The sequence below is a fragment of the Pseudomonas sp. LBUM1670 genome, from assembly GCF_059695695.1.
Genome location: NZ_CP166783.1, coordinates 5744707 through 5770436, shown reverse-complemented (window position 1 = coordinate 5770436; position 25730 = coordinate 5744707). Strand labels below are relative to the sequence as shown.

Genomic DNA, 25730 nt, shown 5'->3' with positions numbered 1-25730 from the left:
GGATATCCCCTAAGTTGAAAGCCGGTGAGGCAAAAACAAGCGGCCATTGTAGCGACCAGACGCCGACTTATCCACACGTAGGTGGGCCACTGGCCAAGAAGAATCAACGATTTATACGTAAAAAAGACGACCAATGGTCTGTGCATAAGCTCTGTGGATAACCGCCCCTGAGGTCGTTGCACAAGTGGGGGCGAAACTCGGTGGATAACCAGCCTGTGGATAACATCCCCTTTCACACACAGCTTATCCGATAGCGCAGCACAGGCTGACCACCGTTTTCCACCGTAGTTGTCATTCTCTGTACATCCCGTGCTAGAAGGCCTAAAGGCAGTTATCCACAGATGATCGCTGCCCTAGCTTTTATAAGCTTTACAGAAAAGCTTTAAATACTTTCCTTCTTTATTTTTATATTTGGCCAAGGCTGAAGGCGAGCAAAACCACTGGAGATCTATTTATAAGGAAACGCTGGTTGGAAATTGACCTAGAGGCTTGCTTTCTCTAGAATCCCCGGTCTCTTAAAACGGGGGCCATTCCGGCCCGTTGTGGACGAACCAGGTAACACGACAATGAAACGTACTTTCCAACCAAGCACTATCAAACGCGCTCGTACCCACGGTTTCCGTGCTCGCATGGCTACCAAGAACGGTCGCGCCGTTCTGTCGCGTCGTCGCGCCAAAGGTCGTGCGCGTCTGGCAGTTTGATAAGCCGGCACTGGAGGTGAGTCAGGACTTCAGTCGGGAAAAGCGTCTGCTTACCCCCCGGCATTTCAAGGCAGTCTTTGACTCCCCTACCGGCAAGGTTCCGGGGAAAAATCTCCTGCTCCTTGCGCGCAACAACGATCTTGATCACCCCCGTCTCGGGCTGGTTATCGGGAAAAAGAGCGTAAAGCTCTCCGTCGAGCGCAATCGCCTCAAACGTCTGATGCGCGAATCGTTCCGTCTGAACCAGGATTTACTGGCCGGTTGGGACATCGTAATCGTCGCGCGCAAAGGTTTGGGTGACGTAGAAAACCCCGAATTGATTCAGCATTTCGGCAAACTCTGGAAGCGTCTGGCACGCAGCACGCCGGTACCAGCAGTCAAAACCGAAACTGTAGGGGTAGACAGTCCCGATGCGTAAACTGGCACTCGTTCCGATCCAGTTTTATCGCTATGCCATTAGTCCTCTGATGGCCAGTCACTGTCGTTTCTACCCCAGTTGTTCCTGCTACGCGTTAGAAGCCATAGAAAATCATGGCCTTCTGCGCGGTGGCTGGCTGACCTTTCGTCGTTTAGGTCGCTGTCATCCGTGGAATCCCGGTGGTTATGACCCGGTTCCGCCTATCCCTACCTCCCGTTCTTCTTCGATGGCCGAGTAATCATGGATATCAAACGCACGATCCTGATCGTCGCCCTGGCAATCGTGTCCTACGTTATGGTTCTTAAATGGAACCAGGACTATGGCCAGGCTGCCCTGCCGACTCAGAATGTTGCTTCCAGTACTACCGCACCGGGCCTACCGGAAACGGCGACTGGCAATAATGCTTCTGTCAGTGACGACATTCCACGCGCCGCAAGCGATACCAGTGCAAATGCTCCTGCTGAAACGCCGGTAGCTGCAAGCAAAGACCTCATCCAGATCAAAACGGATGTGCTCAACCTGGCTATCGATCCACAAGGTGGTGATGTTGCCCAGTTGACGCTGCCGCTGTATCCACGTCGCCAGGACCATCCGGAAATTCCATTCCAGCTGTTCGATAACGGCAACGAGCGGACTTATCTGGCTCAAAGCGGTTTGATCGGCACCAACGGTCCGGACGCAAGTCCTGCCGGTCGTCCGGTTTACTCCTCCGAGAAGAAGATTTACCAACTGGCTGACGGTCAGGACCAATTGGTCGTGGACCTGAAGTTCAGCAAGGACGGCGTCAACTACATCAAGCGTTTCACCGTGAAACGTGGCCTGTATGACGTAACCGTTTCCTACCTGATCGACAACCAGAGCGCTCAGCCCTGGTCCGGTGCAATGTTTGCGCAGTTGAAGCGTGACGCCAGCTCCGATCCTTCTTCCAGCACCGCCACCGGCACCGCGACTTATCTGGGCGCCGCCCTGTGGACAAGTAACGAGCCGTACAAGAAAGTGTCGATGAGCGACATGGACAAGGCTCAGCTGAAAGAAACCGTGAACGGTGGTTGGGTTGCCTGGTTGCAACACTACTTCGTGACCGCGTGGATTCCGGCGAAGGGCGAAAACAACCTCGTCCAGACCCGCAAAGACAGCAAAGGCAACTACATCATCGGCTACACCGCCCCGGCAATGACTGTTGCCCCTGGTGCGAAGGCCGAGACAAGCGCTGTGCTGTACGCCGGTCCGAAAAGCCAGGCTGTGTTGAAAGAGTTGTCCCCAGGTCTGGAACTGACCGTCGACTACGGCATTCTGTGGTTCATTGCCCAGCCAATCTTCTGGTTGCTGCAACACATCCACGCACTGGTCGGCAACTGGGGCTGGTCGATCATCTTCCTGACCATGCTGATCAAAGGGATCTTCTTCCCGCTGTCGGCAGCCAGCTACAAATCCATGGCCCGTATGCGTGCAGTGGCTCCGAAACTGGCTGCGCTGAAAGAGCAACATGGCGATGACCGGCAGAAAATGTCGCAAGCCATGATGGAGCTGTACAAGAAAGAGAAAATCAATCCGCTGGGTGGGTGCTTGCCAATCCTCGTGCAGATGCCGGTTTTCCTTTCGCTGTACTGGGTTCTGCTGGAAAGCGTTGAAATGCGCCAGGCGCCGTTCATGCTGTGGATTACGGACCTGTCGATCAAGGATCCGTTCTTCATTCTGCCGATCATCATGGGTGCAACCATGTTCATCCAGCAGCAGTTGAACCCGACGCCTCCGGATCCGATGCAGGCCAAGGTAATGAAGCTGATGCCAATCATCTTCACCTTCTTCTTCCTGTGGTTCCCGGCTGGTCTGGTTCTGTACTGGGTAGTGAACAACGTGTTGTCGATCGCTCAACAGTGGTACATCACTCGTAAAATCGAAGCGGCTACTAAAGCAGCCGCCTGATTTACACTGTGGATAACCACTCAAAACGCCCCCTAGTGGGGCGTTTTGCTATCTGTCACTTTTGTCTGGATACCGGTTTATGAGCGCTCCTCGTGAAACCATCGCCGCCGTCGCCACCGCTCAAGGTCGTGGCGGCGTAGGCATCGTCCGTATTTCCGGGCCACTGGCGAGCGTTGCGGCCAAGGCCTTCAGCGGTCGTGAACTCAAGCCGCGATTCGCCCACTACGGCCCGTTTTTCGATAAAAACGAAGAGGTGCTGGACCAGGGCATCGCCTTGTATTTTCCGGGACCGAACTCGTTCACCGGCGAAGACGTGCTGGAACTCCAGGGTCATGGTGGCCCGATTGTTCTGGACATGCTACTCAAGCGTTGCCTTGAACTGGGGTGTCGTCTGGCACGGCCAGGTGAATTCAGCGAACGTGCGTTCCTCAATGACAAACTCGACCTGGCGCAGGCCGAAGCGATCGCCGACCTGATCGAGGCCAGTTCTGCACAGGCAGCCCGCAATGCACTGCGTTCCTTGCAGGGCGCCTTTTCCGATCGTGTACATAACCTCACCGAGCAACTGATCGGCCTGCGGATTTATGTAGAAGCGGCCATCGACTTCCCGGAAGAAGAAATCGACTTCCTTGCCGATGGCCATGTACTGAGCATGCTCGACAAGGTCAGGGACGAGTTATCCACCGTACTGCGCGAAGCCGGACAGGGTGCATTGTTGCGTGACGGCATGACAGTGGTCATCGCCGGTCGACCGAACGCCGGCAAATCCAGCTTGCTGAACGCCCTGGCTGGGCGGGAAGCCGCGATCGTGACCGAGATTGCCGGCACGACCCGGGACATTCTTCGCGAACATATCCACATCGATGGCATGCCGCTTCACGTGGTGGATACCGCTGGTCTGCGAGATACCGATGACCATGTGGAAAAAATAGGCGTGGAACGGGCGTTGAAAGCCATTGGCGAAGCGGATCGGGTGCTGTTGGTGGTCGATGCCACAGCACCGGAAGCGCTTGATCCGTTCGCATTGTGGCCAGAGTTCCTGGAAACCCGCCCGGATCCGGCCAAAGTCACGCTGATCCGCAACAAGGCTGACCTGACCGGTGAAGCGATAGCCCTGGAAGTCAGCGAGGATGGCCACGTCACCATCAGCCTCAGCGCCAGGTCTGCAGGCGAGGGACTGGAACTGCTGCGTGACCACCTCAAGGCCTGCATGGGCTACGAGCAGACCTCGGAAAGCAGCTTCAGTGCACGCAGGCGTCACCTTGAGGCCTTGCGGCATGCCAGCGCTTCCCTTGAGCATGGCCGTGCACAGTTGACCTTGGCCGGTGCCGGCGAGCTGCTGGCCGAAGATTTGCGCCAGGCTCAGCACGCTTTGGGTGAAATCACCGGTGCATTCAGCTCCGATGACCTGCTGGGACGGATCTTTTCAAGCTTCTGTATCGGTAAGTAGGAGCGAGCTTGCTCGCGATGGAGCTGAGGGCGACGCGGTTATCCAGCAAACTCGCGTTATCGTTTACGTCCATCGCTAGCAAGCTTGCTCCTACAAGGGTCAGCGTTCGCTTAACTGACTGGCATTAGCCATTCGAGCCTGGCTGTTTTCTTCCTTTCTCTTAATTTTTTTCCAGTGCCGAGCAGATTCTTTCTGCCTGGGCGGATTTTCCGTGCCCGGGATTTGACCAATCCCCGCTTTTCTGTGGATTAAGCCCTGTGAATAACTGCCATTAAGGGCAGTTGATAACAGGGCCTCAAAACTGAAGATAACCACCTCTGTGGATAACCACCCCTTTCATCCACAGGCTTAAACCGGTTATCCAAGGGCCTCATTAGCACATGACCACAGGGTTTTGAATCTCTGTACATATTGAATATAAAGGCCTGTAGAGATCTATCCACAGAAAGGTGCCTCAGTAGAAATAAACATAAAAACAAAGATTTAATAAATTTCTCTCTTTTTAATTTCTATAACCCCGACTTCTCCACAGCTGGTTAAATTTTGTGCAAAGGGTTCTTTAGGAAGGGCGAAGTCCCTATACTTGCCGCCCAGGTCCAAAAACCTGAGCTCAAACTATTCCTGATTACCTAACTGAAGCAGGCACGAGGTGCGTGGTGGATTTCCCTTCCCGTTTTGAAGTGATCGTCATCGGCGGCGGTCATGCCGGTACCGAGGCAGCACTGGCCTCAGCACGCATGGGTGCAAAAACCCTGTTGCTGACGCATAACGTGGAAACCCTCGGTGCCATGAGTTGCAACCCTGCCATTGGCGGGATCGGCAAAAGCCATCTGGTCAAAGAAATCGATGCCCTCGGCGGCGCGATGGCCATGGCGACCGATAAAGGTGGTATCCAGTTTCGCGTTCTGAACAGCCGCAAAGGCCCGGCCGTGCGTGCAACTCGCGCTCAGGCAGACCGGGTTCTGTACAAGGCCGCTGTCCGCGAAACATTGGAAAACCAGCCGAACCTGTGGATATTTCAACAAGCCGCTGATGACCTGATCGTCGAGCAGGAACAAGTGCGCGGTGTCGTTACCCAAATGGGTCTGCGTTTCTTCGCCGATTCCGTGGTGTTGACCACAGGCACGTTCCTCGGTGGACTTATCCACATCGGGATGCAGAATTATTCCGGTGGTCGCGCCGGTGATCCGCCGTCGATCGCCCTGGCTCACCGTCTGCGTGAATTGCCACTGCGTGTTGGTCGCTTGAAAACCGGTACGCCACCGCGCATAGACGGTCGATCCGTGGATTTCTCGGTGATGACCGAGCAAGCCGGCGATACGCCGATCCCGGTGATGTCGTTCATGGGTTCCAAAGAGCAGCATCCGAAACAGGTCAGTTGCTGGATCACCCACACCAACGCCCGCACCCACGAAATCATTGCCTCCAACCTTGATCGTTCGCCGATGTATTCCGGTGTGATCGAAGGCATCGGCCCGCGTTATTGCCCGTCGATCGAAGACAAGATTCACCGCTTTGCCGACAAGGAAAGCCATCAGGTCTTTATCGAGCCGGAAGGTTTGACCACTCACGAGCTGTACCCGAACGGGATATCCACATCGTTGCCGTTCGACGTGCAATTGCAGATCGTGCAATCGATTCGCGGCATGGAAAACGCACACATCGTGCGTCCGGGCTACGCCATCGAGTACGACTATTTCGATCCGCGTGACCTGAAGTACAGCCTGGAAACCAAAGTGATTGGCGGTCTGTTTTTTGCCGGACAAATCAATGGCACTACCGGTTATGAAGAGGCCGGCGCCCAAGGTTTGCTGGCCGGGGCCAACGCCGCACTGCGTGCACAGGGCAAAGACGCCTGGTGCCCGCGTCGCGACGAGGCGTACATCGGCGTGTTGGTCGACGACCTGATTACATTGGGTACTCAAGAACCGTATCGGATGTTCACATCCCGCGCCGAGTACCGCCTGATCCTGCGCGAAGACAACGCCGACCTGCGTCTGACGGAAAAAGGTCGCGAACTGGGTCTGGTCGATGACGCGCGTTGGGCGGCTTTCTGCAAGAAACGCGAAAGCATCGACCTGGAAGAACAACGCCTGAAAAGTACCTGGGTTCGCCCGGGCACCGAGCAGGGCGATGCGATTTCCGAAAAATTCGGTACACCGCTCACTCACGAATACAACTTGCTCAACCTGCTGAGCCGTCCAGAAATCGACTACGCTGGTCTGATCGCCGTGACCGGTGGGGGCGCAGAAGATCCACAAGTCGCCGAGCAGGTCGAAATCAAGACCAAATACGCCGGTTACATTGATCGTCAACAGGATGAAATCGCGCGTCTGCGGGCCAGTGAAGATACAAAACTGCCTGTGGATATCGATTACACGAACATTTCCGGTCTCTCCAAAGAGATCCAGAGCAAGCTCGGTGCGAGCCGTCCAGAGACCCTGGGCCAGGCGTCGCGTATTCCGGGCGTTACGCCGGCAGCCATTTCGCTGTTGATGATTCATTTGAAAAAACGCGGCGCGGGCCGTCAGTTGGAGCAAAGCGCTTGAGTTCGTTGGTCACCTCGCAACACGCCGAAGAGTTATCCACAGGTGCTCGCCAGCTCGGTGTCACATTGACCGAAGCCCAGCACGCGCAGTTGCTGGGTTATCTGGCCCTGTTGATCAAATGGAACAAGGCTTACAACCTGACCGCCGTGCGCGATCCGGACGAAATGGTCTCGCGTCACCTGCTCGATAGTTTGAGCGTGATGTCGTTCATCGAAAACGGTCGCTGGCTCGACGTTGGTAGCGGTGGCGGCATGCCGGGCATTCCGCTGGCCATCCTGTTTCCAGAATCCCAAGTGACCTGCCTGGACAGCAACGGCAAGAAAACCCGCTTCCTGACCCAGGTCAAACTCGAACTAAAACTGGATAACCTGCAAGTTATCCACAGTCGCGTCGAAGCCTTCCAGCCTGCACAGCCTTTCAACGGGATCATTTCCCGGGCCTTCAGCAGCATGGAGAACTTCAGCAACTGGACGCGCCACCTCGGTGACGCCGATACACGCTGGCTGGCAATGAAGGGCGTTCATCCGGCCGATGAGCTGGTAGCATTGCCGGCAGACTTCCACCTCGATAGCGAACACGCCCTGGCCGTACCTGGTTGCCAAGGCCAACGCCATCTGCTGATACTGCGCCGCACGGCATGATTGGGAACACAAGCAAGAATGGCTAAGGTATTCGCGATAGCGAACCAGAAAGGTGGTGTGGGTAAAACCACCACCTGCATCAACCTCGCAGCTTCCCTGGTCGCTACCAAGCGTCGGGTGCTGTTGATCGACCTCGATCCACAGGGCAACGCCACCATGGGTAGCGGTGTGGATAAACACGGGCTGGAAAATTCGGTATATGACCTGCTTATCGGCGAGTGCGACCTGGCCCAGGCCATGCACTACTCCGAGCACGGTGGTTACCAGCTGTTGCCGGCCAACCGTGACCTGACCGCGGCCGAAGTGGTTCTGCTGGAAATGCAGATGAAGGAAAGCCGGCTGCGCAGCGCGTTGGCGCCGATCCGGGAAAACTACGATTACATTTTGATCGACTGCCCGCCGTCGCTGTCGATGCTGACACTGAACGCTCTGGTCGCAGCTGACGGGGTAATTATCCCCATGCAGTGCGAGTACTTTGCGCTCGAAGGCCTGAGCGACCTTGTGGATAACATCAAGCGCATCGCTGAATTGCTGAACCCGAACCTGAAAGTCGAAGGCTTGTTGCGCACGATGTACGACCCGCGCCTGAGCCTGATGAACGACGTATCGGCGCAGCTGAAAGAACACTTCGGCGAGCAGCTCTACGACACCGTCATTCCGCGCAACATCCGCCTGGCCGAAGCGCCAAGCTATGGCATGCCGGCGCTGGCGTACGACAAAACATCACGGGGCGCCATTGCCTATCTGGCATTGGCGGGCGAGATGGTTCGCCGTCAGCGCAAAAACTCACGCACCGCCGCAGCTCAGGCAAATTAAGGAATCCCCATGGCCGTCAAGAAACGAGGTCTCGGACGTGGACTGGATGCACTGCTGAGCGGTCCGACTGTCAGCTCGCTGGAAGAGCAGGCGGTACAAGCCGATCAGCGTGAGCTGCAGCATTTGCCCCTGGACCTGATCCAGCGCGGCAAGTATCAACCGCGTCGGGACATGGACCCGCAAGCGCTGGAAGAACTGGCGCAGTCGATCAAGGCACAGGGCGTGATGCAGCCGATCGTGGTGCGTCCGATCGGCAGCGGCCGCTTCGAAATCATTGCCGGCGAACGCCGCTGGCGCGCCAGCCAGCAGGCTGGCCAGGAAACCATCCCGGCGATGGTTCGCGATGTGCCGGATGAAACCGCCATCGCCATGGCGCTGATCGAGAACATCCAGCGCGAAGACCTCAATCCGATCGAAGAAGCGGTAGCCCTGCAGCGTTTGCAGCAGGAATTCCAGCTGACTCAGCAACAAGTGGCCGAAGCGGTGGGCAAGTCCCGCGTGACCGTGGCCAACCTGCTACGCTTGATCGCGTTGCCGGAAGTCATCAAAACCATGCTGTCCCACGGTGACCTGGAAATGGGTCATGCGCGTGCATTGCTTGGTTTGCCGGAGAATCAACAGGTTGAAGGGGCGCGACATGTTGTCGCACGGGGGCTGACTGTGCGCCAGACTGAGGCACTGGTTCGCCAGTGGTTGAGTGGCAAACAGGAGCCTGCCGAACCGGCAAAACCGGACCCGGATATCGCCCGACTCGAGCAGCGCCTGGCCGAGCGCCTAGGCTCTGCGGTGCAGATCCGACACGGAAAGAAGGGGAAGGGGCAGTTGGTGATCGGTTACAACTCCCTCGATGAGCTTCAAGGTGTGCTCGCACACATTCGCTGAAACATATCCCTTGTAGCGTGCAGTCGGAAATCACTACCTGACAGTTGAATAGGGGCAGAACCGCCCCTATACTCTGCGCGCATTTTGTCGGCACAAATTATGCCAAGTTATTGAATTCTGGCAGCCGACCATTGGAGAGCAATAGTGATGGAAACCCGCACGCCAAACCGCTTGCCGTTCCATCGCCTGGCAGTTTTTCCGGTGTTGATGGCTCAGTTTGTCGTTCTGCTGATCGCCGCTTTGGCGCTCTGGCAATGGCACGGAGTCGTTGCCGGGTACTCGGGACTCTGCGGAGGCCTGATAGCCTTGCTGCCCAATGTTTATTTCGCTCACAGGGCATTTCGGTTTTCCGGCGCCCGAGCAGCTCAAGCCATCGTCCGGTCTTTTTATGCCGGCGAGGCGGGCAAACTGATTTTGACGGCAGTGCTCTTTGCATTGACGTTCGCAGGTGTGAAGCCATTGGCGCCGCTAGCTGTATTCGGCGTCTTCGTGTTGACCCAACTGGTCAGCTGGTTCGCGCCCCTGCTGATGAGAACAAGACTTTCGAGACCTTAGGGCGTTTGAGGCAACCATGGCAGAAACAACCGCTTCGGGCTATATCCAGCACCACTTGCAAAACCTGACCTTCGGTCAGCACCCAACCGGCGGGTGGGGCTTTGCCCACACCGCAGCAGAAGCCAAAGAAATGGGCTTCTGGGCTTTCCACGTCGATACCCTCGGCTGGTCGGTCGCTTTGGGTCTGATCTTCGTTCTTCTTTTCCGCATGGCGGCAAAGAAGGCGACTTCCGGTCAGCCTGGTGCTTTGCAGAACTTCGTTGAAGTATTGGTCGAATTCGTCGATGGCAGCGTGAAAGACAGCTTCCATGGCCGTAGCCCGGTGATTGCACCGCTGGCACTGACCATCTTCGTCTGGGTCTTCCTGATGAACGCCGTCGACCTGATCCCGGTCGACTGGATTCCTCAGCTGGCCATGCTGATCACTGGCGATGCGCACATTCCGTTCCGTGCCGTGTCGACCACTGACCCGAACGCTACCCTGGGCATGGCCCTGTCGGTGTTCGCGTTGATCATTTTCTACAGCATCAAGGTCAAGGGCATCGGCGGCTTCATCGGCGAACTGACCCTGCACCCGTTCGGCAGCAAGAACATCTTCGTTCAAGCCCTGCTGATTCCGGTGAACTTCCTGCTGGAGTTCGTGACGCTGATCGCTAAGCCTATCTCCCTGGCGCTGCGTCTGTTCGGCAACATGTACGCCGGCGAGCTGGTCTTCATTCTGATCGCTGTGATGTTCGGCAGCGGTCTGCTCTGGCTTAGCGGCCTGGGCGTAGTTCTGCAGTGGGCGTGGGCTGTGTTCCACATCCTGATCATCACCCTGCAGGCGTTTATCTTCATGATGCTGACCATCGTTTACCTGTCGATGGCGCACGAAGAGAACCATTAAGACCAGTCTCGACTAGTCTGATGTCCCACTCGGTCAAACGAGTGGGTGCCCGAACAGGGCTATGAAACGATTTGTTTTACCGCTTTAAAATCTAAAAAACCTAAACCATACGACGTAAAAGTCGGGAGGAAAGATGGAAACTGTAGTTGGTCTAACCGCTATCGCTGTTGCACTGTTGATCGGCCTGGGCGCACTGGGTACCGCAATTGGTTTCGGCCTGTTGGGCGGCAAGTTCCTGGAAGGCGCAGCGCGTCAGCCAGAAATGGTTCCAATGCTGCAAGTTAAAATGTTCATCGTTGCCGGTCTGCTCGACGCCGTAACCATGATCGGTGTTGGTATCGCTCTGTTCTTCACCTTTGCGAACCCATTCGTTGGTCAACTCGCTGGCTAATCACTCGAACCTTCGAGTGATTGGTTTGATGTGCAACGAACGAGCGAGGTGTTGGCGTGAACATTAATGCAACCCTGATTGGCCAGTCCGTTGCGTTCTTCATTTTTGTACTGTTTTGCATGAAGTTCGTGTGGCCTCCGGTCATCGCGGCTTTGCACGAACGTCAGAAGAAGATCGCGGATGGACTGGACGCTGCCAGCCGAGCAGCTCGCGACCTGGAGTTGGCCCATGAGAAAGTGGGTCAGCAACTGCGCGAAGCGAAAGCTCAGGCAGCTGAAATCATTGAGCAAGCCAAAAAACGCGGTAACCAGATCGTTGACGAGGCTGTTGAAAAAGCCCGTCTCGACGCTGACCGTGTGAAGGTTCAGGCTCAGGCCGAGATCGAGCAGGAACTGAACAGTGTCAAAGACGCGCTGCGTGCCCAACTGGGTGCTCTGGCCGTTGGCGGCGCCGAGAAGATCCTGGGTGCCACAATCGATCAAAACGCGCACGCGGAGCTGGTAAACAAACTGGCTGCTGAAATTTAAGCGAGGGCGATCATGGCAGAATTGACCACGTTGGCCCGACCTTACGCTAAGGCAGCCTTCGAGCACGCCCAGGCCCACCAGCAACTGGCCTCTTGGTCAGCCATGCTCGGCCTGGCTGCAGCAGTGTCGCAAGACGACACCATGCAGCGCGTGCTCAAGGCCCCGCGACTGACGAGCGCAGACAAGGCCGCCACGTTTATTGACGTGTGCGGCGACAAGTTTGATGCCAAGGCACAGAACTTCATCAACGTCGTTGCCGAAAACGACCGTCTCCCGCTTTTGCCGGAGATATCCGCTCTGTTCGACCTGTACAAGGCCGAACAAGAGAAGTCGGTAGACGTTGAAGTGACCAGTGCTTTTGCATTGAACCAAGAACAGCAAGACAAACTCGCCAAGGTTCTCAGTGCACGACTCAACCGGGAAGTGCGCCTGCAAGTCGAGGAAGACAAATCCCTTATTGGGGGCATTGTCATCCGCGCCGGCGACCTGGTTATCGATGGCTCGGTTCGCGGCAAACTCGCGAGCCTTGCCGAAGCATTGAAATCTTGAGTTTGAAGGGGCAGCAGAGCAATGCAGCAACTCAATCCTTCCGAAATAAGTGAAATTATCAAGGGCCGCATCGACAAGCTCGATGTGACCTCCCAAGCCCGTAACGAAGGCACTGTCGTCAGCGTATCTGACGGTATCGTGCGGATTCACGGTCTGGCCGACGTTATGTACGGCGAGATGATCGAGTTTCCGGGCGGCGTCTTCGGTATGGCTCTCAACCTGGAGCAAGACTCCGTAGGTGCCGTAGTTTTGGGCTCCTACCAGTCTCTGGCTGAAGGCATGAGCGCCAAGTGCACCGGCCGCATCCTCGAAGTTCCCGTTGGTAAGGAACTGCTGGGTCGCGTAGTCGACGCACTGGGTAACCCGGTTGACGGCAAAGGTCCACTGAACAACACCGAGACCGATGCGGTCGAGAAAGTTGCTCCAGGCGTGATCTGGCGTAAGTCGGTAGACCAGCCTGTACAGACTGGCTACAAGGCTGTCGATGCCATGATCCCTGTCGGCCGTGGCCAGCGTGAGCTGATCATCGGTGACCGTCAGATCGGTAAAACCGCTCTGGCGATCGACGCGATCATCAACCAGAAGAACAGCGGCATTTTCTGCGTCTACGTCGCGATCGGTCAGAAACAATCGACCATCGCCAACGTGGTTCGCAAGCTGGAAGAAAACGGCGCACTGGCTAACACCATCGTCGTGGCAGCGAGCGCTTCGGAATCTGCAGCACTGCAATTCCTGGCACCGTACTCCGGTTGCACCATGGGTGAATTCTTCCGCGACCGCGGTGAAGACGCGCTGATCGTTTATGACGATCTGTCCAAGCAAGCAGTGGCTTACCGCCAGATTTCCCTGCTGCTGCGCCGTCCACCAGGCCGTGAAGCTTACCCAGGCGACGTGTTCTATCTCCACTCCCGTCTGCTGGAGCGCGCATCCCGCGTTTCGGAAGAATACGTAGAGAAGTTCACCAACGGCGCAGTGACCGGCAAAACCGGTTCCCTGACCGCACTGCCGATCATCGAAACCCAGGCTGGCGACGTTTCCGCGTTCGTTCCGACCAACGTGATTTCCATCACCGACGGTCAGATCTTCCTGGAATCGGCCATGTTCAACTCCGGGATCCGTCCTGCAGTGAACGCCGGTGTTTCGGTATCCCGTGTGGGTGGTGCCGCTCAGACCAAGATCATCAAGAAGCTCTCCGGTGGTATCCGTACCGCTCTGGCTCAGTACCGTGAACTGGCGGCATTCGCCCAGTTCGCTTCTGACCTGGACGAAGCGACCCGTAAGCAACTTGAGCATGGTCAGCGCGTTACCGAGCTGATGAAGCAGAAGCAATACGCACCAATGTCGATCGCTGACATGGCGCTGTCGCTGTATGCCGCTGAGCGTGGGTTCCTGACTGACGTTGAAATCGCCAAGATCGGCAGCTTCGAACAAGCGCTGATTGCTTTCTTCAACCGCGATCACGCCGATTTGATGGCGAAGATCAACGTGAAGGGTGACTTCAATGACGAAATCGACGCTGGCATGAAAGCCGGTATCGAGAAGTTCAAGGCCACCCAAACCTGGTAAGCCGCAGCGGGGGCCGCAAGGCTCCCGCTTGCTAACCTGATAGGTGTTACATGGCAGGCGCAAAAGAGATTCGCAGTAAGATTGCGAGCATCAAAAGCACGCAAAAGATTACCAGCGCCATGGAAAAAGTGGCGGTCAGTAAAATGCGCAAGGCACAAATGCGCATGGCTGCTAGCCGTCCTTACGCGGAGCGCATCCGCCAGGTTATTGGTCATTTGGCCAACGCCAACCCGGAATATCGCCACCCATTCATGATCGACCGTGAAGTTAAGCGCGTCGGTTACGTTGTGGTGAGCAGTGACCGCGGTCTGTGTGGTGGCTTGAACACCAACCTGTTCAAGGCCTTGGTCAAGGACATGGCGAAAAACCGTGAAAACGGCGTCGAGATCGATCTGTGTGTTGTTGGTAGCAAGGGTGCGGCTTTCTTCCGCAACTTCGGCGGTAACGTCGTAGCAGCTATCAGCCACCTGGGTGAAGAGCCGTCGATCAATGACCTGATCGGCAGCGTCAAGGTGATGCTGGATGCCTACCTGGACGGCCGTATTGACCGCCTGTCCGTGGTGTCCAACAAGTTCATCAACACCATGACGCAAACGCCTACCGTGGAGCAGTTGATTCCACTGGTGGCAACCCCGGATCAAGGACTCAAGCACCACTGGGACTACCTCTACGAACCGGACGCCAAAGAGCTGCTTGACGGCTTGATGGTCCGCTACGTGGAGTCGCAGGTCTACCAGGCGGTGGTCGAGAACAACGCGGCTGAACAAGCTGCGCGGATGATCGCGATGAAGAACGCTACCGACAACGCCGGTGATTTGATCAGCGATTTGCAGCTGGTCTACAACAAGGCGCGTCAGGCTGCGATCACCCAAGAGATCTCGGAAATCGTCGGCGGCGCTGCCGCGGTTTAACGGTTCAAATATTCAGAGGATCCAGCTATGAGTAGCGGACGTATCGTTCAAATCATCGGCGCCGTTATCGACGTGGAATTCCCACGCGACAGCGTACCGAGCATCTACAACGCTTTGAGTGTAAAAAGCGATGCAGGCACCACTCTCGAAGTTCAGCAGCAGCTGGGCGACGGCGTGGTTCGTACCATTGCGATGGGTTCCACCGAGGGCTTGAAGCGCGGTCTGGAAGTCACTGACTCTGGCGCAGCCATCTCCGTACCGGTCGGTAAAGCGACTCTGGGCCGGATCATGGACGTACTGGGCAACCCGATCGACGAAGCTGGCCCGATCGACACCGAAGAGCGCTGGGGCATTCACCGTCCTGCGCCAACCTTCGCTGAACAAGCGGGCGGCAACGACCTGCTGGAAACCGGCATCAAGGTTATCGACCTGGTTTGCCCGTTCGCCAAGGGTGGTAAAGTCGGTCTGTTCGGTGGTGCCGGTGTAGGCAAAACCGTAAACATGATGGAACTGATCCGTAACATCGCCATCGAGCACAGCGGTTATTCCGTGTTCGCCGGTGTGGGTGAGCGTACCCGTGAGGGTAACGACTTCTACCACGAGATGAAGGATTCCAACGTTCTGGACAAAGTGGCACTGGTTTACGGTCAGATGAACGAGCCGCCGGGTAACCGTCTGCGCGTAGCACTGACCGGCCTGACCATGGCCGAGAAGTTCCGTGACGAAGGTAACGACGTTCTGCTGTTCGTCGACAACATCTATCGTTACACCCTGGCCGGTACTGAAGTATCCGCACTGCTGGGCCGTATGCCTTCCGCAGTAGGTTACCAGCCGACCCTGGCCGAAGAGATGGGTACTCTGCAAGAGCGTATCACTTCGACCAAAAACGGTTCGATCACCTCGATCCAGGCGGTATACGTACCTGCGGATGACTTGACTGACCCGTCGCCAGCGACCACCTTCGCCCACTTGGACGCCACCGTCGTTCTGTCCCGTGACATCGCTTCCCTGGGTATCTACCCGGCGGTCGATCCACTCGACTCGACTTCGCGCCAGTTGGACCCGAACGTGATCGGCCAGGACCACTACGACACCGCTCGCGGTGTTCAGTATGTTCTGCAGCGTTACAAAGAACTGAAGGACATCATTGCGATCCTGGGTATGGACGAGCTGTCGGAAGCCGACAAGCAGTTGGTAAACCGTGCTCGTAAGATCCAGCGTTTCTTGTCGCAGCCGTTCTTCGTGGCTGAAGTCTTCACCGGTGCTTCGGGTAAATACGTTTCCCTGAAAGACACCATTGCTGGCTTCAAAGGCATCCTCAACGGTGACTACGACCACCTGCCAGAACAAGCGTTCTACATGGTCGGCGGCATCGAAGAAGCGATCGAGAAAGCCAAGAAACTGTAATCCCGGCGCCCGGCAACGGGCGCTAATTTAGGTTGAGGCAATCAGATGGCTATGACAGTCCATTGCGATATCGTCAGCGCGGAAGGAGAAATCTTTTCCGGTCTGGTCGAGATGGTGATTGCGCACGGTGCACTGGGTGATCTTGGTATCGCCCTGGGTCACGCGCCGCTGATCACTAATCTAAAGCCGGGCCCGATCCGCCTGGTCAAGCAGGGTGGGGAAGAGGAGGTTTATTACATCTCCGGTGGTTTCCTCGAGGTTCAGCCGAACATGGTCAAGGTTCTTGCCGACACCGTGCAACGTGCTGCCGACCTGGACGAAGCCTCCGCTCAGGAAGCCGTTAAGGCTGCCGAGAAGGCCTTGCATGAGCGGGGCGCGGAATTCGATTACGGTTCTGCTGCCGCACGTCTGGCCGAGGCTGCAGCTCAGCTGCGCACCGTCCAGCAGATCCGCAAGAAGTTCGGCCACTAACAGGCTGTCACTTGTTGCGCGATTGATTAAAAAGGGTAGCCTCGGCTACCCTTTTTTCTTTTCAGACTTTCATCATCTGGTCGCAGACGCTGACCATCCAGGATTGGTAGCCAGTCATGTCTCTTGAAATCGTTATCCTCGCTGCTGGTCAAGGCACTCGCATGCGTTCGGCGCTGCCGAAAGTTCTGCATCCGATTGCCGGCAACTCGATGCTTGGCCATGTTATCCACAGCGCGCGGCAACTTGATCCACAGCGCATCCACGTGGTGATTGGTCATGGTGCCGACGCCGTTCGTGAGCGTCTGGCGGCGGATGATCTGAATTTCGTCCTGCAGGACAAACAGCTGGGTACTGGCCACGCGGTTGCTCAAGCAGTGCCATTCATTAAGTCCGATACCGTTTTGATTCTCTACGGCGACGTGCCGTTGATCGAAGTCGAGACCCTTCAGCGCCTGCTCAAGCAGGTTGCACCGCAGCAACTGGGCTTGCTGACCGTCGAACTGGACGACCCGACCGGCTATGGCCGCATCGTCCGCGATGCTGCCGGCAAGGTCACGGCGATCGTCGAGCAGAAAGACGCCAGCGATGCCGAGCGCGCGATCACCGAAGGCAATACCGGCATTCTGGCGCTGCCTTTCGCGCAGTTGGGCGGCTGGATGAGTCGTCTCTCCAACAACAACGCCCAGGGTGAGTACTACCTGACCGACGTGATTGCCATGGCGGTCAGCGATGGTCTGGTGGTGGCGACCGAGCACCCTCACGATGCGATGGAAGTGCAGGGCGCCAACGATCGCAAGCAGCTCTCCGAACTCGAGCGTCACTATCAACTGCGCGCGGGACGCCGTTTGATGGCGCAAGGCGTGACCTTGCGCGACCCGGCGCGTTTCGATGTGCGCGGTGAAGTCACCGTCGGCCGCGATGTGCTGATCGACATCAACGTGATCCTCGAAGGCAACGTTGTCATCGAAGACGACGTGGTGATCGGCCCGAACTGCGTGATCAAGGACAGCACCTTGCGTAAAGGCGTGGTGATTAAGGCGAACAGCCACATCGAAGGTGCAATTCTCGGCGAAGGCAGCGATGCCGGCCCGTTCGCCCGTCTGCGTCCCGGCACCGTGCTGGAGGCTCGCGCCCATGTGGGTAACTTTGTCGAGCTGAAAAACGCGCATATGGGCGAAGGCGCCAAGGCCGGTCACCTGACCTACCTGGGCGATGCCGAGATCGGCGCGCGTACCAACATCGGAGCGGGCACCATTACCTGCAACTATGACGGCGTCAACAAATGGAAAACCGTATTGGGTGAAGATGTATTTATCGGTTCCAACAACTCGTTGGTGGCGCCTGTGGATATCTCTAACGGTGCAACCACCGCCGCCGGATCGACCATTACGCAGAATGTGGATAACGCGCAGTTGGCGGTCGGTCGTGCACGTCAGAAGAATATCAACGGCTGGAAGCGGCCGGAAAAGATCAAGAAAACGTAAGTTGTCCACAGACCCTGTAGGAGCGAGCTCGCTCGCGATGGACGTGAACGATTACGCGTTTTCCCTCTGGAAAACCTGCCGTCCTTAAGCTTTTCGCGAGCAAGCTCGCTCCTACAGGTTATCCACAGTTCTTTTTGTCGCGTCCCGCTTGACGAAGTTTCGACAATAGGTTTTGATTGCTTCCGTTATCTTTCGAATCGAAACTTACCAAGCCATGTCGAAACGCAATACGCCGCAACGCCGCCACAATATCCTCGCCTTGCTCAATGAGCAGGGCGAAGTCAGTGTGGATGAGCTGGCCAAAAGCTTCGAAACTTCGGAAGTTACGATTCGCAAGGATCTGGCAGCACTCGAAAGCAATGGCTTGTTGCTGCGCCGTTATGGTGGAGCGATCACCATGCCTCAGGAACTGGTAGCCGACATCGGTCAGACAGTTTCCAGATACAAGCAGGCCATTGCCCGTGCTGCTGTTACGCGGATTCGCGAGCATGCACGGATCATTATCGACAGCGGCAGTACCACCGCTGCGATGATCCCTGAACTGGGTCAACAACCGGGTCTGGTGGTGATGACCAATTCGCTGCACGTCGCCAACGCCCTGAGCGAACTCGAGCACGAACCGGTGCTGTTGATGACGGGCGGCACCTGGGATCCGCATTCCGAATCCTTTCAGGGGCAGGTCGCTGAGCAGGTTTTACGCTCATACGATTTCGACCAGTTGTTCATCGGTGCCGATGGCATCGACCTGGTGCGCGGTACCACCACCTTCAATGAATTGCTGGGACTCAGCCGCGTCATGGCGGATGTCGCTCGCGAAGTGATCGTGATGGTGGAGTCCGATAAGATCGGCCGCAAGATTCCTAACCTGGAACTGCCCTGGAGCAGTGTCCATACCCTTATTACCGATGATCGCCTGCCGCAAGAAGCACGTGATCAGATTCAGGCCCGCGATATCACTTTGATTTGCGCGGCTGTCAGTCAGGAGAAATAGCATGTGTGGAATTGTCGGCGCAGTCGCAGAACGTAACATCACCGCCATCCTGCTCGAAGGCCTCAAACGCCTGGAATACCGTGGCTATGACAGCGCCGGTGTGGCGGTCTTCACCAATGACGCAAAGCTTGAGCGCATGCGTCGTCCAGGCAAAGTCAGCGAACTGGAACAGGCGCTTGAAGCCGAGCCACTGATCGGTCGCCTCGGTATCGCTCACACTCGCTGGGCCACACACGGTGCGCCGTGCGAGCGTAATGCGCACCCGCATTTCTCCGGTGATCTGGCCGTGGTGCACAACGGCATCATCGAGAACCACGAAGCCCTGCGCGAACAACTCAAAGCGCTGGGCTACGTGTTCACCTCGGACACCGACACCGAAGTCATTGCCCACCTGCTGAACCACAAACTCAAGGATCTGCACGATTTGACCGTAGCCCTCAAGGCTACCGTTAAAGAGCTGCATGGTGCCTACGGTCTGGCCGTGATCAGCGCCGATCAACCGGATCGCGTGATCGCTGCCCGCAGCGGCAGCCCGTTGGTGATCGGTCTGGGTCTGGGGGAAAACTTCCTCGCTTCCGACCAGTTGGCCCTGCGTCAGGTCACTGACCGCTTCATGTACCTGGAAGAAGGCGATATCGCCGAAATTCGTCGTGATAGCGTGCAGATCTGGGACATCAGCGGCAATGCCGTCACACGTGAAACCGTGCAGTATCGTGATGGCGCCGAAGCGGCTGACAAAGGCGAATTCCGCCACTTCATGCTCAAGGAAATCCACGAACAACCGGCCGTTGTGCAGCGCACCCTCGAAGGTCGCCTGAGCCCGAACGGTGTGCTGGTGCAGGCGTTTGGTCCACAGGCCGCCGAGCTGTTCGCCAAAGTGCGTAACGTGCAGATCGTCGCGTGCGGCACCAGCTATCACGCCGGCATGGTTGCCCGTTACTGGCTGGAGGAGCTGGCCGGCATTCCGTGCCAGGTCGAAGTCGCCAGCGAATTCCGCTACCGCAAAGTGGTGGTGCAGCCCGACACCCTGTTCGTGACGATTTCCCAGTCCGGCGAAACCGCCGACACGCTGGCTGCGTTGCGCAACGCCAAGGAACTGGGCTTCCTCGCCAGTCTGGCCATCTGCAACGTCGGCATCAGCTCGCTGGTGCGTGAATCCGACCTGACTTTGCTGACTCAGGCCGGTCGCGAAATCGGCGTGGCCTCCACTAAAGCCTTCACCACTCAGTTGGTCGGCCTGCTGTTGTTGACCTTGTCCCTGGGTCAGGTTCGCGGCACGCTGGCCAAAGGTGTTGAAGCCACTCTTGTTGAAGAACTGCGTCGCCTGCCAACCCGTCTGGGTGAAGCCTTGGCCATGGACGGCACCGTGGAGAAAATCGCCGAGCTGTTTGCCGAGAAGAACCACACGCTGTTCCTCGGTCGTGGCGCGCAGTTCCCGGTGGCGATGGAAGGGGCACTCAAGCTCAAGGAAATCTCCTACATCCACGCCGAAGCCTACCCGGCTGGCGAACTGAAGCACGGCCCGTTGGCGCTTGTGGATAACGACATGCCCGTCGTGACCGTGGCGCCAAACAACGAGCTGCTGGAGAAGTTGAAGTCCAACCTCCAGGAAGTCCGCGCCCGTGGCGGCCAACTGGTCGTCTTCGCCGACGAGAAGGCCGGCATGACCAACGGCGAAGGCACCCATGTTGTGCACATGCCGCACATCCACGACATCCTGTCGCCGATCCTCTACACCATTCCGCTGCAGTTGCTCTCGTACTACGTGGCCGTGCTCAAAGGCACAGACGTGGACCAGCCGCGTAATCTGGCGAAGTCAGTCACTGTGGAATAAGTTATCCACAGCTGAAGCGAGGGGCGAGGTCACTGTCATTGACAGGGACCTTGCCCCTTTTACATTCACCTCAGAATTTTTCCGCAATCAACCTCAGTGGATAATTCGGTTCTCGATAGTCACCCGGCTTTTGGCGCTTGGGCAACGTCACGGCCTCCCTTGGAACATCCTCATAGGGAATGCGACTGAGCAGGTCGGTGATGATGTTCAGACGAGCCCGTCGCTTGTCATTCGAGTTGGCCACAAACCACGGCGCATGGTCGGTGTCGGTCATCTTGAACATGTCGTCACGTGCGCGCGAATAGTCGTACCAGCGGCTATATGACTTGAGGTCCATGCCGGTCAGCTTCCAGATTTTACGTCCGTCCTTGATGCGAGCCTGAAGCCGTCGTGTCTGTTCCTCCTGGCTGACCTCTAACCAATACTTGATCAGGATGATGCCCGAATCGACGATTGCGCGTTCCACCAGAGGGATAGATTTCAGGAAACGGGCGACCTGGTCTTTGGTGCAGAACCCCATCACCCGCTCCACGCCCGCACGGTTGTACCAACTGCGGTCGAAGATCACCACTTCGCCAGCCGCAGGCAGGTGCGGCAGGTAGCGTTGCACATACATCTGGCTTTTCTCGCGATCGGTAGGCGCGGTCAACGCTATCACCCGAAAAATACGCGGGCTTACCCGTTCGGTCAGCGCCTTGATTGTCCCTCCCTTTCCGGCCCCATCGCGGCCCTCAAAAACGATGCACACCTTGATGCCCTTGTGCCGCACCCACTCCTGCAGCTTGACGGTTTCGACGTGCAGTTCGCGTAGCGCTTTCAGGTAGTCTTTGTTATTCATTTTCGAGCTGTCAGCCATTTGCTGCTTTTGTACCTGTTTCTTGTCCTTTTTCATGACCAAGGCCTCACTAATTCCCGGTCATGTCAGACTAGGTCGTTTTGGACGCCGTATTGAACTCGCAGCCTGACGGTCGCGATTTTTTTTCTGAATTGAGGCATGCCCAGTGGACCGATTCCAGGAAATGCAGGTCTTCGCCGCCGTCGCCCAGGAGCAAGGCTTCTCGGCGGCGGCGCGGCGTTTGGGTCTGTCGGCCGCCAGTGTCACCCGTGCAGTGGCCGCGCTGGAAAAACGCATCGGCACGTTGCTGCTGACGCGCACCACCCGCAGTGTGCATTTGAGCGAAGCGGGTCAGCGGTATCTTGAAGACTGTCGGAGAATTCTCGCCGAGGTGCAGGAAGCGGAGGATTCGGCGGCGGGCAGTCACGCAGAGCCTCGTGGGCAACTGACAATCACGGCGCCGGTGTTGTTTGGCGAGTTGTTTGTCACGCCGGTGATGGTGAGTTATCTGACGCAGTTTCCGGAAGTCTGCATCAATGGGTTGCTGGTTGATCGAGTGGTGAGCATGGTCGAGGAGGGGATTGATGTGGCGGTGCGCATCGGTGAGTTGCCCGACAGCAATCAGCACGCGATCCGTGTCGGTGAAGTGCGGCGGGTGATTTGTGCTTCTCCGGATTTTCTGACGGCTAACGGTCGACCTCGGCATCCTCAGGACCTGACCAAGGCCCCGGTGATCGCAACATCTTCTATCGGTCAGCTGAGAAACTGGCCCTTCCTTGAAGCCGGAGAGCCGCTGAACGTTCGACCGGAACCGCGCCTGGTGGTGACGGCGAATCAGGCCGCCATTACCGCCGCGAGCCTCGGGCTGGGATACACCCGCGTCCTGTCTTATCAGGTCGCCAGCAAAGTCGAGGCCGGAGAGCTGGAAATCGTACTCGCCGACTTCGAACTGCCGCCATTGCCCATCCATGTGGTGTATCAGGGCGGACGCAATGCCCCGACACGGATTCGCAGCTTTGTGGACTTCACGGTGAAAGCGCTGCGGGAACACCCGGCCTTGCAGGACTGAGCGTTTATTGCGCAGGCTGAAATAATGGATTGCATTTGCTGGTTATTCTGTTGTTTTGGTCGCGGGTGGAAGATAGCGGCCATTGGTGCTGATCTGTCCTGAACGGCGCCACCACTCAGCGGAGTCGACCATGCAAGCGATCAAACTCTACAACTTCCCGCGTTCCGGCCATGCTCACCGTGTGGAACTGATGCTGTCCCTGCTGCAACTGCCGACCGAGCTGATCTTTGTCGATCTGGCCAAGGGCGAGCACAAACAGCCGGACTACCTGGCGATTAACCCGTTCGGGCAGGTTCCCGCCATCGACGATCAAGGCGTGGTGCTGACTGATTCCAATGCGATTCTGGTTTACCTGGCGCAAAAGTACGGCAACGGCCGCTGGCTGCCAGCCGATCCCGTCGGCGCGGCGAAGGTTCAGCGCTGGTTGTCAGTCGCGGCCGGTCCGATTGCCTTTGGTCCGGGCAGAGCAAGGCTGATCACGGTGTTTGGCGCCCCTTATAACGCTGACGAGACGATCGCTTACGCCCACACCTGGCTAAAACTGATTGATCACGAGCTGGCTGGTTCGGCTTATCTGACCGGCAGCGAACCCACCATTGCCGACGTCGCGGCGTACAGCTACATCGCTCATGCGCCCGAAGGCAATGTGTCGCTCGAGGACTACGCCAACGTGCGAGCCTGGTTGGCGCGTATCGAAGCCCTGCCCGGTTTTGTCGGTATGCCGCGTACCGTCGCCGGCCTGCAAAAAACTGCCTGATACTTGCGGCCCGGCATTGTCGGGTCGTCCACACTGTGCCTGTCGCGCAGGGGAGAAGCTGTTATGGACCGTTCACCTTGGCATGCTGGCGAGAAACAGTTGCAGGCACACGTCGGTGTTGCCGAGCGAATGGAGACGTTGGGTCGTAGGGTGGTTCGCACTGAGATGCCGGACCAGCACCGCACATTCTATGAGCAGCTGCCGTTCATGCTGTTCGGCGCGGTGGACGCCGACGGCAATCCATGGGCCAGCATTCTTGAAGGGCCACCGGGCTTCGCTCACTCGCCGGAGCCGGGTGCGCTGCTGTTCAACAGCTTGCCGGGGGCGGATGATCCTGCGCAATTGACCGATGGCGCGGCGATCGGGTTGCTGGGGATTGAACTGCATACGCGGCGGCGCAACCGTCTCAATGGTCGCGTCAGCGCAGTGACGGGGAAGGGCTTTGATGTAACGGTCGAACAGTCCTTCGGCAACTGCCCGCAATACATTCAATTGCGGCAGTTTCGCTCGGTGCCGCTGGCGGATCCTGCGACGCGTATCGCTCAGCACCTTAATGGCCTGGATGACGCGGCCAAAGCCATGATCGCTGGAGCCGACACCTTCTTCGTCGCCAGTTATGTGGATGTCGATGGCCAGCGCTCAGTGGACGTTTCGCACCGAGGCGGCCAGTCCGGTTTCGTACAGGTGGAAGGTAATCGCCTGACCATCCCCGACTTCGCCGGCAACCTGTTCTTCAATACCTTGGGCAACCTGCTGATCAATCCCCGGGCGGGTTTGCTGTTTATTGATTTCAATTCGGGCGATCTGCTGCACCTCAGCGGGCGCACCGACATCATCCTTGAAGGCCCTCAGGTCGAAGCCTTTCAAGGCGCCGAGCGTCTGTGGACATTCGAGGTGGAGCAGGTGGTGCGTCGGCCGGCAGCGTTGGCTTTGCGTTGGCGCTTCGACGGTGTATCACCCAACAGTTTGATGACCGGCACATGGGAGCAGGCCAGCGCCCGTCTGCAAGCCCAGGCCCTGGGTGATCGTTGGCGGCCGCTGCGGGTGGCGCGGATCGAAGCGGAAAGCCACAACATCCGTTCGATCTATCTGGAACCCGCCGACGACGCGGGGTTGCCGGTGTTTCAGGCCGGGCAGCATTTGCCGCTGCGATTCAACATTGGCGGTGAAGTGCATATCCGCACTTACAGCCTGTCGAGCGCGCCGTCCGATGATTTTTTTCGCATCAGTGTGAAGCGTGAAGGGCTGGTGTCTTCGCACCTGCATGAGCAGGTTCGTGTGGGTGATCTGCTGGAAGCCCGCGCGCCTCAAGGGCACTTCACCGTGGCAACCCATGAACGTCGGCCGCTGGTGTTGCTGGCGGCCGGGGTCGGCATTACGCCGCTGCTGTCGATGGTGCGGGAGGTGGTGTATCAAGGCCTGCGCACCCGGTACATTCGGCCTACATGGTTTTTCCAGAGTTCACGCACGCTGGCCGATCAACCGTTTCGTCCTGAGCTGGATCGCTTGCTCGAGAGTGCGGGTGAGGCGGTGCGGGTGTTGCGTCTGCTCAGTCAGCCGGAAGCCGGGCTGCTGGAGGGTGAAGATTTCGATCTGACTGGACGAATCGACACGGCACTGCTCAAGACCATCCTTGAAGTGGAGGACTACGATCAGCTGGATTTTGTCCTCTGCGGCCCGGGCAGTTTTACCCAAGGGCTGTACGACAGCCTTCGGGAACTGGACATCCGTGACAGCCGGATTCACGCCGAGACTTTCGGCCCGTCGACCTTGCGTCGCCAGCCGGACCCCGATGCGGTGGTCATCGAGCAACCGCCCGCCGCAACCACCTCGGTGCCGGTGGTGTTTCAGCGCTCGGCCAAAGAAGCCCGCTGGCAACCCGATGGCGGCAGTTTGCTGGAGTTGGCGGAAAGCCGTGGCTTGCGTCCGGAATTCAGTTGCCGCGGCGGTTCCTGCGGGACCTGCAAGACTCGCTTGGTCAGCGGCCAGGTGAATTATCCACAGCCGCCTGCGGAAGTGCCGGACGACGGACATGTGCTGATTTGTTGTGCGATTCCGGCGCAGGGCTCGCAGCCTTTGGTGCTCGACCTGTAGCATCTGGGACGAGCCTGCGT

The 25730-nt window shown here is 57.4% G+C and carries 25 protein-coding genes; 24 read left to right on the top strand and 1 reads right to left on the bottom strand.

Going from position 1 to position 25730, the window contains the following annotated elements:
- The first annotated feature begins 566 nt into the window (after window positions 1-566).
- The 21 genes from rpmH to glmS all read left to right on the top strand — a co-directional run bounded on the left by rpmH (window position 567) and on the right by glmS (window position 20955).
- The gene (rpmH, locus tag ACA073_RS26445) at window positions 567-701 is read left to right on the top strand and encodes a 50S ribosomal protein L34 (RefSeq protein ID WP_003213577.1); all 135 of its coding nucleotides are present in this window, start codon (window positions 567-569) and stop codon (window positions 699-701) included.
- A gap of 16 nt (window positions 702-717) precedes the next feature.
- Window positions 718-1119, top strand: coding sequence for a ribonuclease P protein component (gene rnpA / locus ACA073_RS26440; RefSeq protein ID WP_497404238.1), 402 nt, complete (start codon window positions 718-720; stop codon window positions 1117-1119).
- Complete coding sequence (gene yidD, locus ACA073_RS26435) at window positions 1112-1357, top strand: membrane protein insertion efficiency factor YidD (RefSeq protein ID WP_010207715.1); 246 nt, start codon at window positions 1112-1114, stop codon at window positions 1355-1357. Before rnpA ends, yidD begins: the two co-directional genes overlap by 8 nt.
- A gap of 2 nt (window positions 1358-1359) precedes the next feature.
- A complete protein-coding gene (yidC, locus tag ACA073_RS26430) occupies window positions 1360-3045 on the top strand; it encodes a membrane protein insertase YidC (protein ID WP_497400664.1) in 1686 nt (561 codons plus the stop codon).
- Window positions 3046-3124: 79 nt separating this feature from the next.
- On the top strand, window positions 3125-4495 hold the full coding sequence (gene mnmE / locus ACA073_RS26425; protein WP_497400662.1) for a tRNA uridine-5-carboxymethylaminomethyl(34) synthesis GTPase MnmE: 1371 nt from the start codon (window positions 3125-3127) through the stop codon (window positions 4493-4495).
- A 656-nt stretch (window positions 4496-5151) separates the two neighbouring features.
- Window positions 5152-7044: a tRNA uridine-5-carboxymethylaminomethyl(34) synthesis enzyme MnmG gene (mnmG, locus tag ACA073_RS26420; RefSeq protein ID WP_497400660.1), complete on the top strand. Its 1893-nt coding sequence runs from the start codon at window positions 5152-5154 to the stop codon at window positions 7042-7044.
- Window positions 7041-7685, top strand: coding sequence for a 16S rRNA (guanine(527)-N(7))-methyltransferase RsmG (gene rsmG, locus ACA073_RS26415; protein ID WP_310349330.1), 645 nt, complete (start codon window positions 7041-7043; stop codon window positions 7683-7685). Before mnmG ends, rsmG begins: the two co-directional genes overlap by 4 nt.
- An 18-nt stretch (window positions 7686-7703) precedes the next feature.
- Entirely contained in the window at window positions 7704-8501 is a 798-nt protein-coding gene (locus tag ACA073_RS26410; protein ID WP_461952557.1) for a ParA family protein, read from the top strand.
- A 9-nt stretch (window positions 8502-8510) separates the two neighbouring features.
- Window positions 8511-9383 carry a ParB/RepB/Spo0J family partition protein gene (locus ACA073_RS26405; protein ID WP_461952558.1) on the top strand — a complete coding sequence of 291 codons (873 nt, stop codon included), beginning with the start codon at window positions 8511-8513 and terminating at the stop codon, window positions 9381-9383.
- A 147-nt stretch (window positions 9384-9530) separates the two neighbouring features.
- Window positions 9531-9938 (top strand): F0F1 ATP synthase subunit I, encoded by a 408-nt coding sequence (locus ACA073_RS26400; RefSeq protein WP_008027539.1) that lies wholly within the window; start codon window positions 9531-9533, stop codon window positions 9936-9938.
- A 16-nt stretch (window positions 9939-9954) separates the two neighbouring features.
- Window positions 9955-10824: a F0F1 ATP synthase subunit A gene (gene atpB / locus ACA073_RS26395; protein WP_497400657.1), complete on the top strand. Its 870-nt coding sequence runs from the start codon at window positions 9955-9957 to the stop codon at window positions 10822-10824.
- A gap of 133 nt (window positions 10825-10957) precedes the next feature.
- A complete protein-coding gene (atpE, locus tag ACA073_RS26390) occupies window positions 10958-11215 on the top strand; it encodes a F0F1 ATP synthase subunit C (protein WP_002555987.1) in 258 nt (85 codons plus the stop codon).
- A 56-nt stretch (window positions 11216-11271) separates the two neighbouring features.
- Window positions 11272-11742: a F0F1 ATP synthase subunit B gene (locus ACA073_RS26385; protein WP_008073637.1), complete on the top strand. Its 471-nt coding sequence runs from the start codon at window positions 11272-11274 to the stop codon at window positions 11740-11742.
- 12 nt (window positions 11743-11754) lie between these two features.
- Window positions 11755-12291 (top strand): F0F1 ATP synthase subunit delta, encoded by a 537-nt coding sequence (locus ACA073_RS26380; RefSeq protein ID WP_008027533.1) that lies wholly within the window; start codon window positions 11755-11757, stop codon window positions 12289-12291.
- A 21-nt stretch (window positions 12292-12312) separates the two neighbouring features.
- Window positions 12313-13857: a F0F1 ATP synthase subunit alpha gene (gene atpA, locus ACA073_RS26375; protein WP_008155713.1), complete on the top strand. Its 1545-nt coding sequence runs from the start codon at window positions 12313-12315 to the stop codon at window positions 13855-13857.
- 50 nt (window positions 13858-13907) lie between these two features.
- The gene (atpG, locus tag ACA073_RS26370; protein ID WP_497400654.1) at window positions 13908-14768 is read left to right on the top strand and encodes a F0F1 ATP synthase subunit gamma; all 861 of its coding nucleotides are present in this window, start codon (window positions 13908-13910) and stop codon (window positions 14766-14768) included.
- A 27-nt stretch (window positions 14769-14795) separates the two neighbouring features.
- Window positions 14796-16175: a F0F1 ATP synthase subunit beta gene (gene atpD / locus ACA073_RS26365; protein WP_262170939.1), complete on the top strand. Its 1380-nt coding sequence runs from the start codon at window positions 14796-14798 to the stop codon at window positions 16173-16175.
- A gap of 45 nt (window positions 16176-16220) precedes the next feature.
- Window positions 16221-16646: a F0F1 ATP synthase subunit epsilon gene (locus tag ACA073_RS26360; RefSeq protein ID WP_007969909.1), complete on the top strand. Its 426-nt coding sequence runs from the start codon at window positions 16221-16223 to the stop codon at window positions 16644-16646.
- A 116-nt stretch (window positions 16647-16762) separates the two neighbouring features.
- On the top strand, window positions 16763-18130 hold the full coding sequence (glmU, locus tag ACA073_RS26355) for a bifunctional UDP-N-acetylglucosamine diphosphorylase/glucosamine-1-phosphate N-acetyltransferase GlmU (protein ID WP_497400652.1): 1368 nt from the start codon (window positions 16763-16765) through the stop codon (window positions 18128-18130).
- Window positions 18131-18344: 214 nt separating this feature from the next.
- Window positions 18345-19121: a DeoR/GlpR family DNA-binding transcription regulator gene (locus tag ACA073_RS26350; RefSeq protein WP_497400650.1), complete on the top strand. Its 777-nt coding sequence runs from the start codon at window positions 18345-18347 to the stop codon at window positions 19119-19121.
- A gap of 1 nt (window position 19122) precedes the next feature.
- Window positions 19123-20955 carry a glutamine--fructose-6-phosphate transaminase (isomerizing) gene (gene glmS / locus ACA073_RS26345; RefSeq protein ID WP_497400648.1) on the top strand — a complete coding sequence of 611 codons (1833 nt, stop codon included), beginning with the start codon at window positions 19123-19125 and terminating at the stop codon, window positions 20953-20955.
- Between the two features lie 70 nt (window positions 20956-21025).
- Here the strand turns inward: glmS and ppk2 are convergent, their stop codons facing one another.
- Complete coding sequence (ppk2, locus tag ACA073_RS26340; protein ID WP_497400646.1) at window positions 21026-21847, bottom strand: polyphosphate kinase 2; 822 nt, start codon at window positions 21845-21847, stop codon at window positions 21026-21028.
- Between the two features lie 109 nt (window positions 21848-21956).
- Here ppk2 and ACA073_RS26335 point away from each other — a divergent pair, with 109 nt between their 5' ends.
- The 3 genes from ACA073_RS26335 (at window position 21957) to ACA073_RS26325 (ending at window position 25710) form a co-directional block, all read left to right on the top strand.
- A complete protein-coding gene (locus tag ACA073_RS26335; protein WP_497400644.1) occupies window positions 21957-22859 on the top strand; it encodes a LysR family transcriptional regulator in 903 nt (300 codons plus the stop codon).
- Window positions 22860-22989: 130 nt separating this feature from the next.
- Window positions 22990-23616, top strand: coding sequence for a glutathione S-transferase family protein (locus ACA073_RS26330; protein WP_497400642.1), 627 nt, complete (start codon window positions 22990-22992; stop codon window positions 23614-23616).
- Window positions 23617-23679: 63 nt separating this feature from the next.
- Window positions 23680-25710 (top strand): pyridoxamine 5'-phosphate oxidase family protein, encoded by a 2031-nt coding sequence (locus tag ACA073_RS26325; protein WP_497400640.1) that lies wholly within the window; start codon window positions 23680-23682, stop codon window positions 25708-25710.
- Window positions 25711-25730 lie beyond the last annotated feature (20 nt).

Bases quoted from the DNA above. Each gene is read 5' to 3' on its own strand.
- atpG (WP_497400654.1), top strand. From the start codon at position 13,908: ATGGCAGGCGCAAAAGAGATTCGCAGTAAGATTGCGAGCATCAAAAGC.
- mnmE (WP_497400662.1), top strand. From the start codon at position 3,125: ATGAGCGCTCCTCGTGAAACCATCGCCGCCGTCGCCACCGCTCAAGGT.
- yidC (WP_497400664.1), top strand. From the start codon at position 1,360: ATGGATATCAAACGCACGATCCTGATCGTCGCCCTGGCAATCGTGTCC.
- ACA073_RS26360 (WP_007969909.1), top strand. From the start codon at position 16,221: ATGGCTATGACAGTCCATTGCGATATCGTCAGCGCGGAAGGAGAAATC.
- ACA073_RS26405 (WP_461952558.1), top strand. From the start codon at position 8,511: ATGGCCGTCAAGAAACGAGGTCTCGGACGTGGACTGGATGCACTGCTG.
- atpD (WP_262170939.1), top strand. From the start codon at position 14,796: ATGAGTAGCGGACGTATCGTTCAAATCATCGGCGCCGTTATCGACGTG.
- glmU (WP_497400652.1), top strand. From the start codon at position 16,763: ATGTCTCTTGAAATCGTTATCCTCGCTGCTGGTCAAGGCACTCGCATG.
- ACA073_RS26350 (WP_497400650.1), top strand. From the start codon at position 18,345: ATGTCGAAACGCAATACGCCGCAACGCCGCCACAATATCCTCGCCTTG.
- yidD (WP_010207715.1), top strand. From the start codon at position 1,112: ATGCGTAAACTGGCACTCGTTCCGATCCAGTTTTATCGCTATGCCATT.
- ACA073_RS26380 (WP_008027533.1), top strand. From the start codon at position 11,755: ATGGCAGAATTGACCACGTTGGCCCGACCTTACGCTAAGGCAGCCTTC.
- ACA073_RS26325 (WP_497400640.1), top strand. From the start codon at position 23,680: ATGGACCGTTCACCTTGGCATGCTGGCGAGAAACAGTTGCAGGCACAC.
- atpB (WP_497400657.1), top strand. From the start codon at position 9,955: ATGGCAGAAACAACCGCTTCGGGCTATATCCAGCACCACTTGCAAAAC.
- glmS (WP_497400648.1), top strand. From the start codon at position 19,123: ATGTGTGGAATTGTCGGCGCAGTCGCAGAACGTAACATCACCGCCATC.
- atpA (WP_008155713.1), top strand. From the start codon at position 12,313: ATGCAGCAACTCAATCCTTCCGAAATAAGTGAAATTATCAAGGGCCGC.
- ACA073_RS26400 (WP_008027539.1), top strand. From the start codon at position 9,531: ATGGAAACCCGCACGCCAAACCGCTTGCCGTTCCATCGCCTGGCAGTT.
- rpmH (WP_003213577.1), top strand. From the start codon at position 567: ATGAAACGTACTTTCCAACCAAGCACTATCAAACGCGCTCGTACCCAC.
- ACA073_RS26410 (WP_461952557.1), top strand. From the start codon at position 7,704: ATGGCTAAGGTATTCGCGATAGCGAACCAGAAAGGTGGTGTGGGTAAA.
- ppk2 (WP_497400646.1), bottom strand. From the start codon at position 21,847: ATGAAAAAGGACAAGAAACAGGTACAAAAGCAGCAAATGGCTGACAGC.
- atpE (WP_002555987.1), top strand. From the start codon at position 10,958: ATGGAAACTGTAGTTGGTCTAACCGCTATCGCTGTTGCACTGTTGATC.
- ACA073_RS26330 (WP_497400642.1), top strand. From the start codon at position 22,990: ATGCAAGCGATCAAACTCTACAACTTCCCGCGTTCCGGCCATGCTCAC.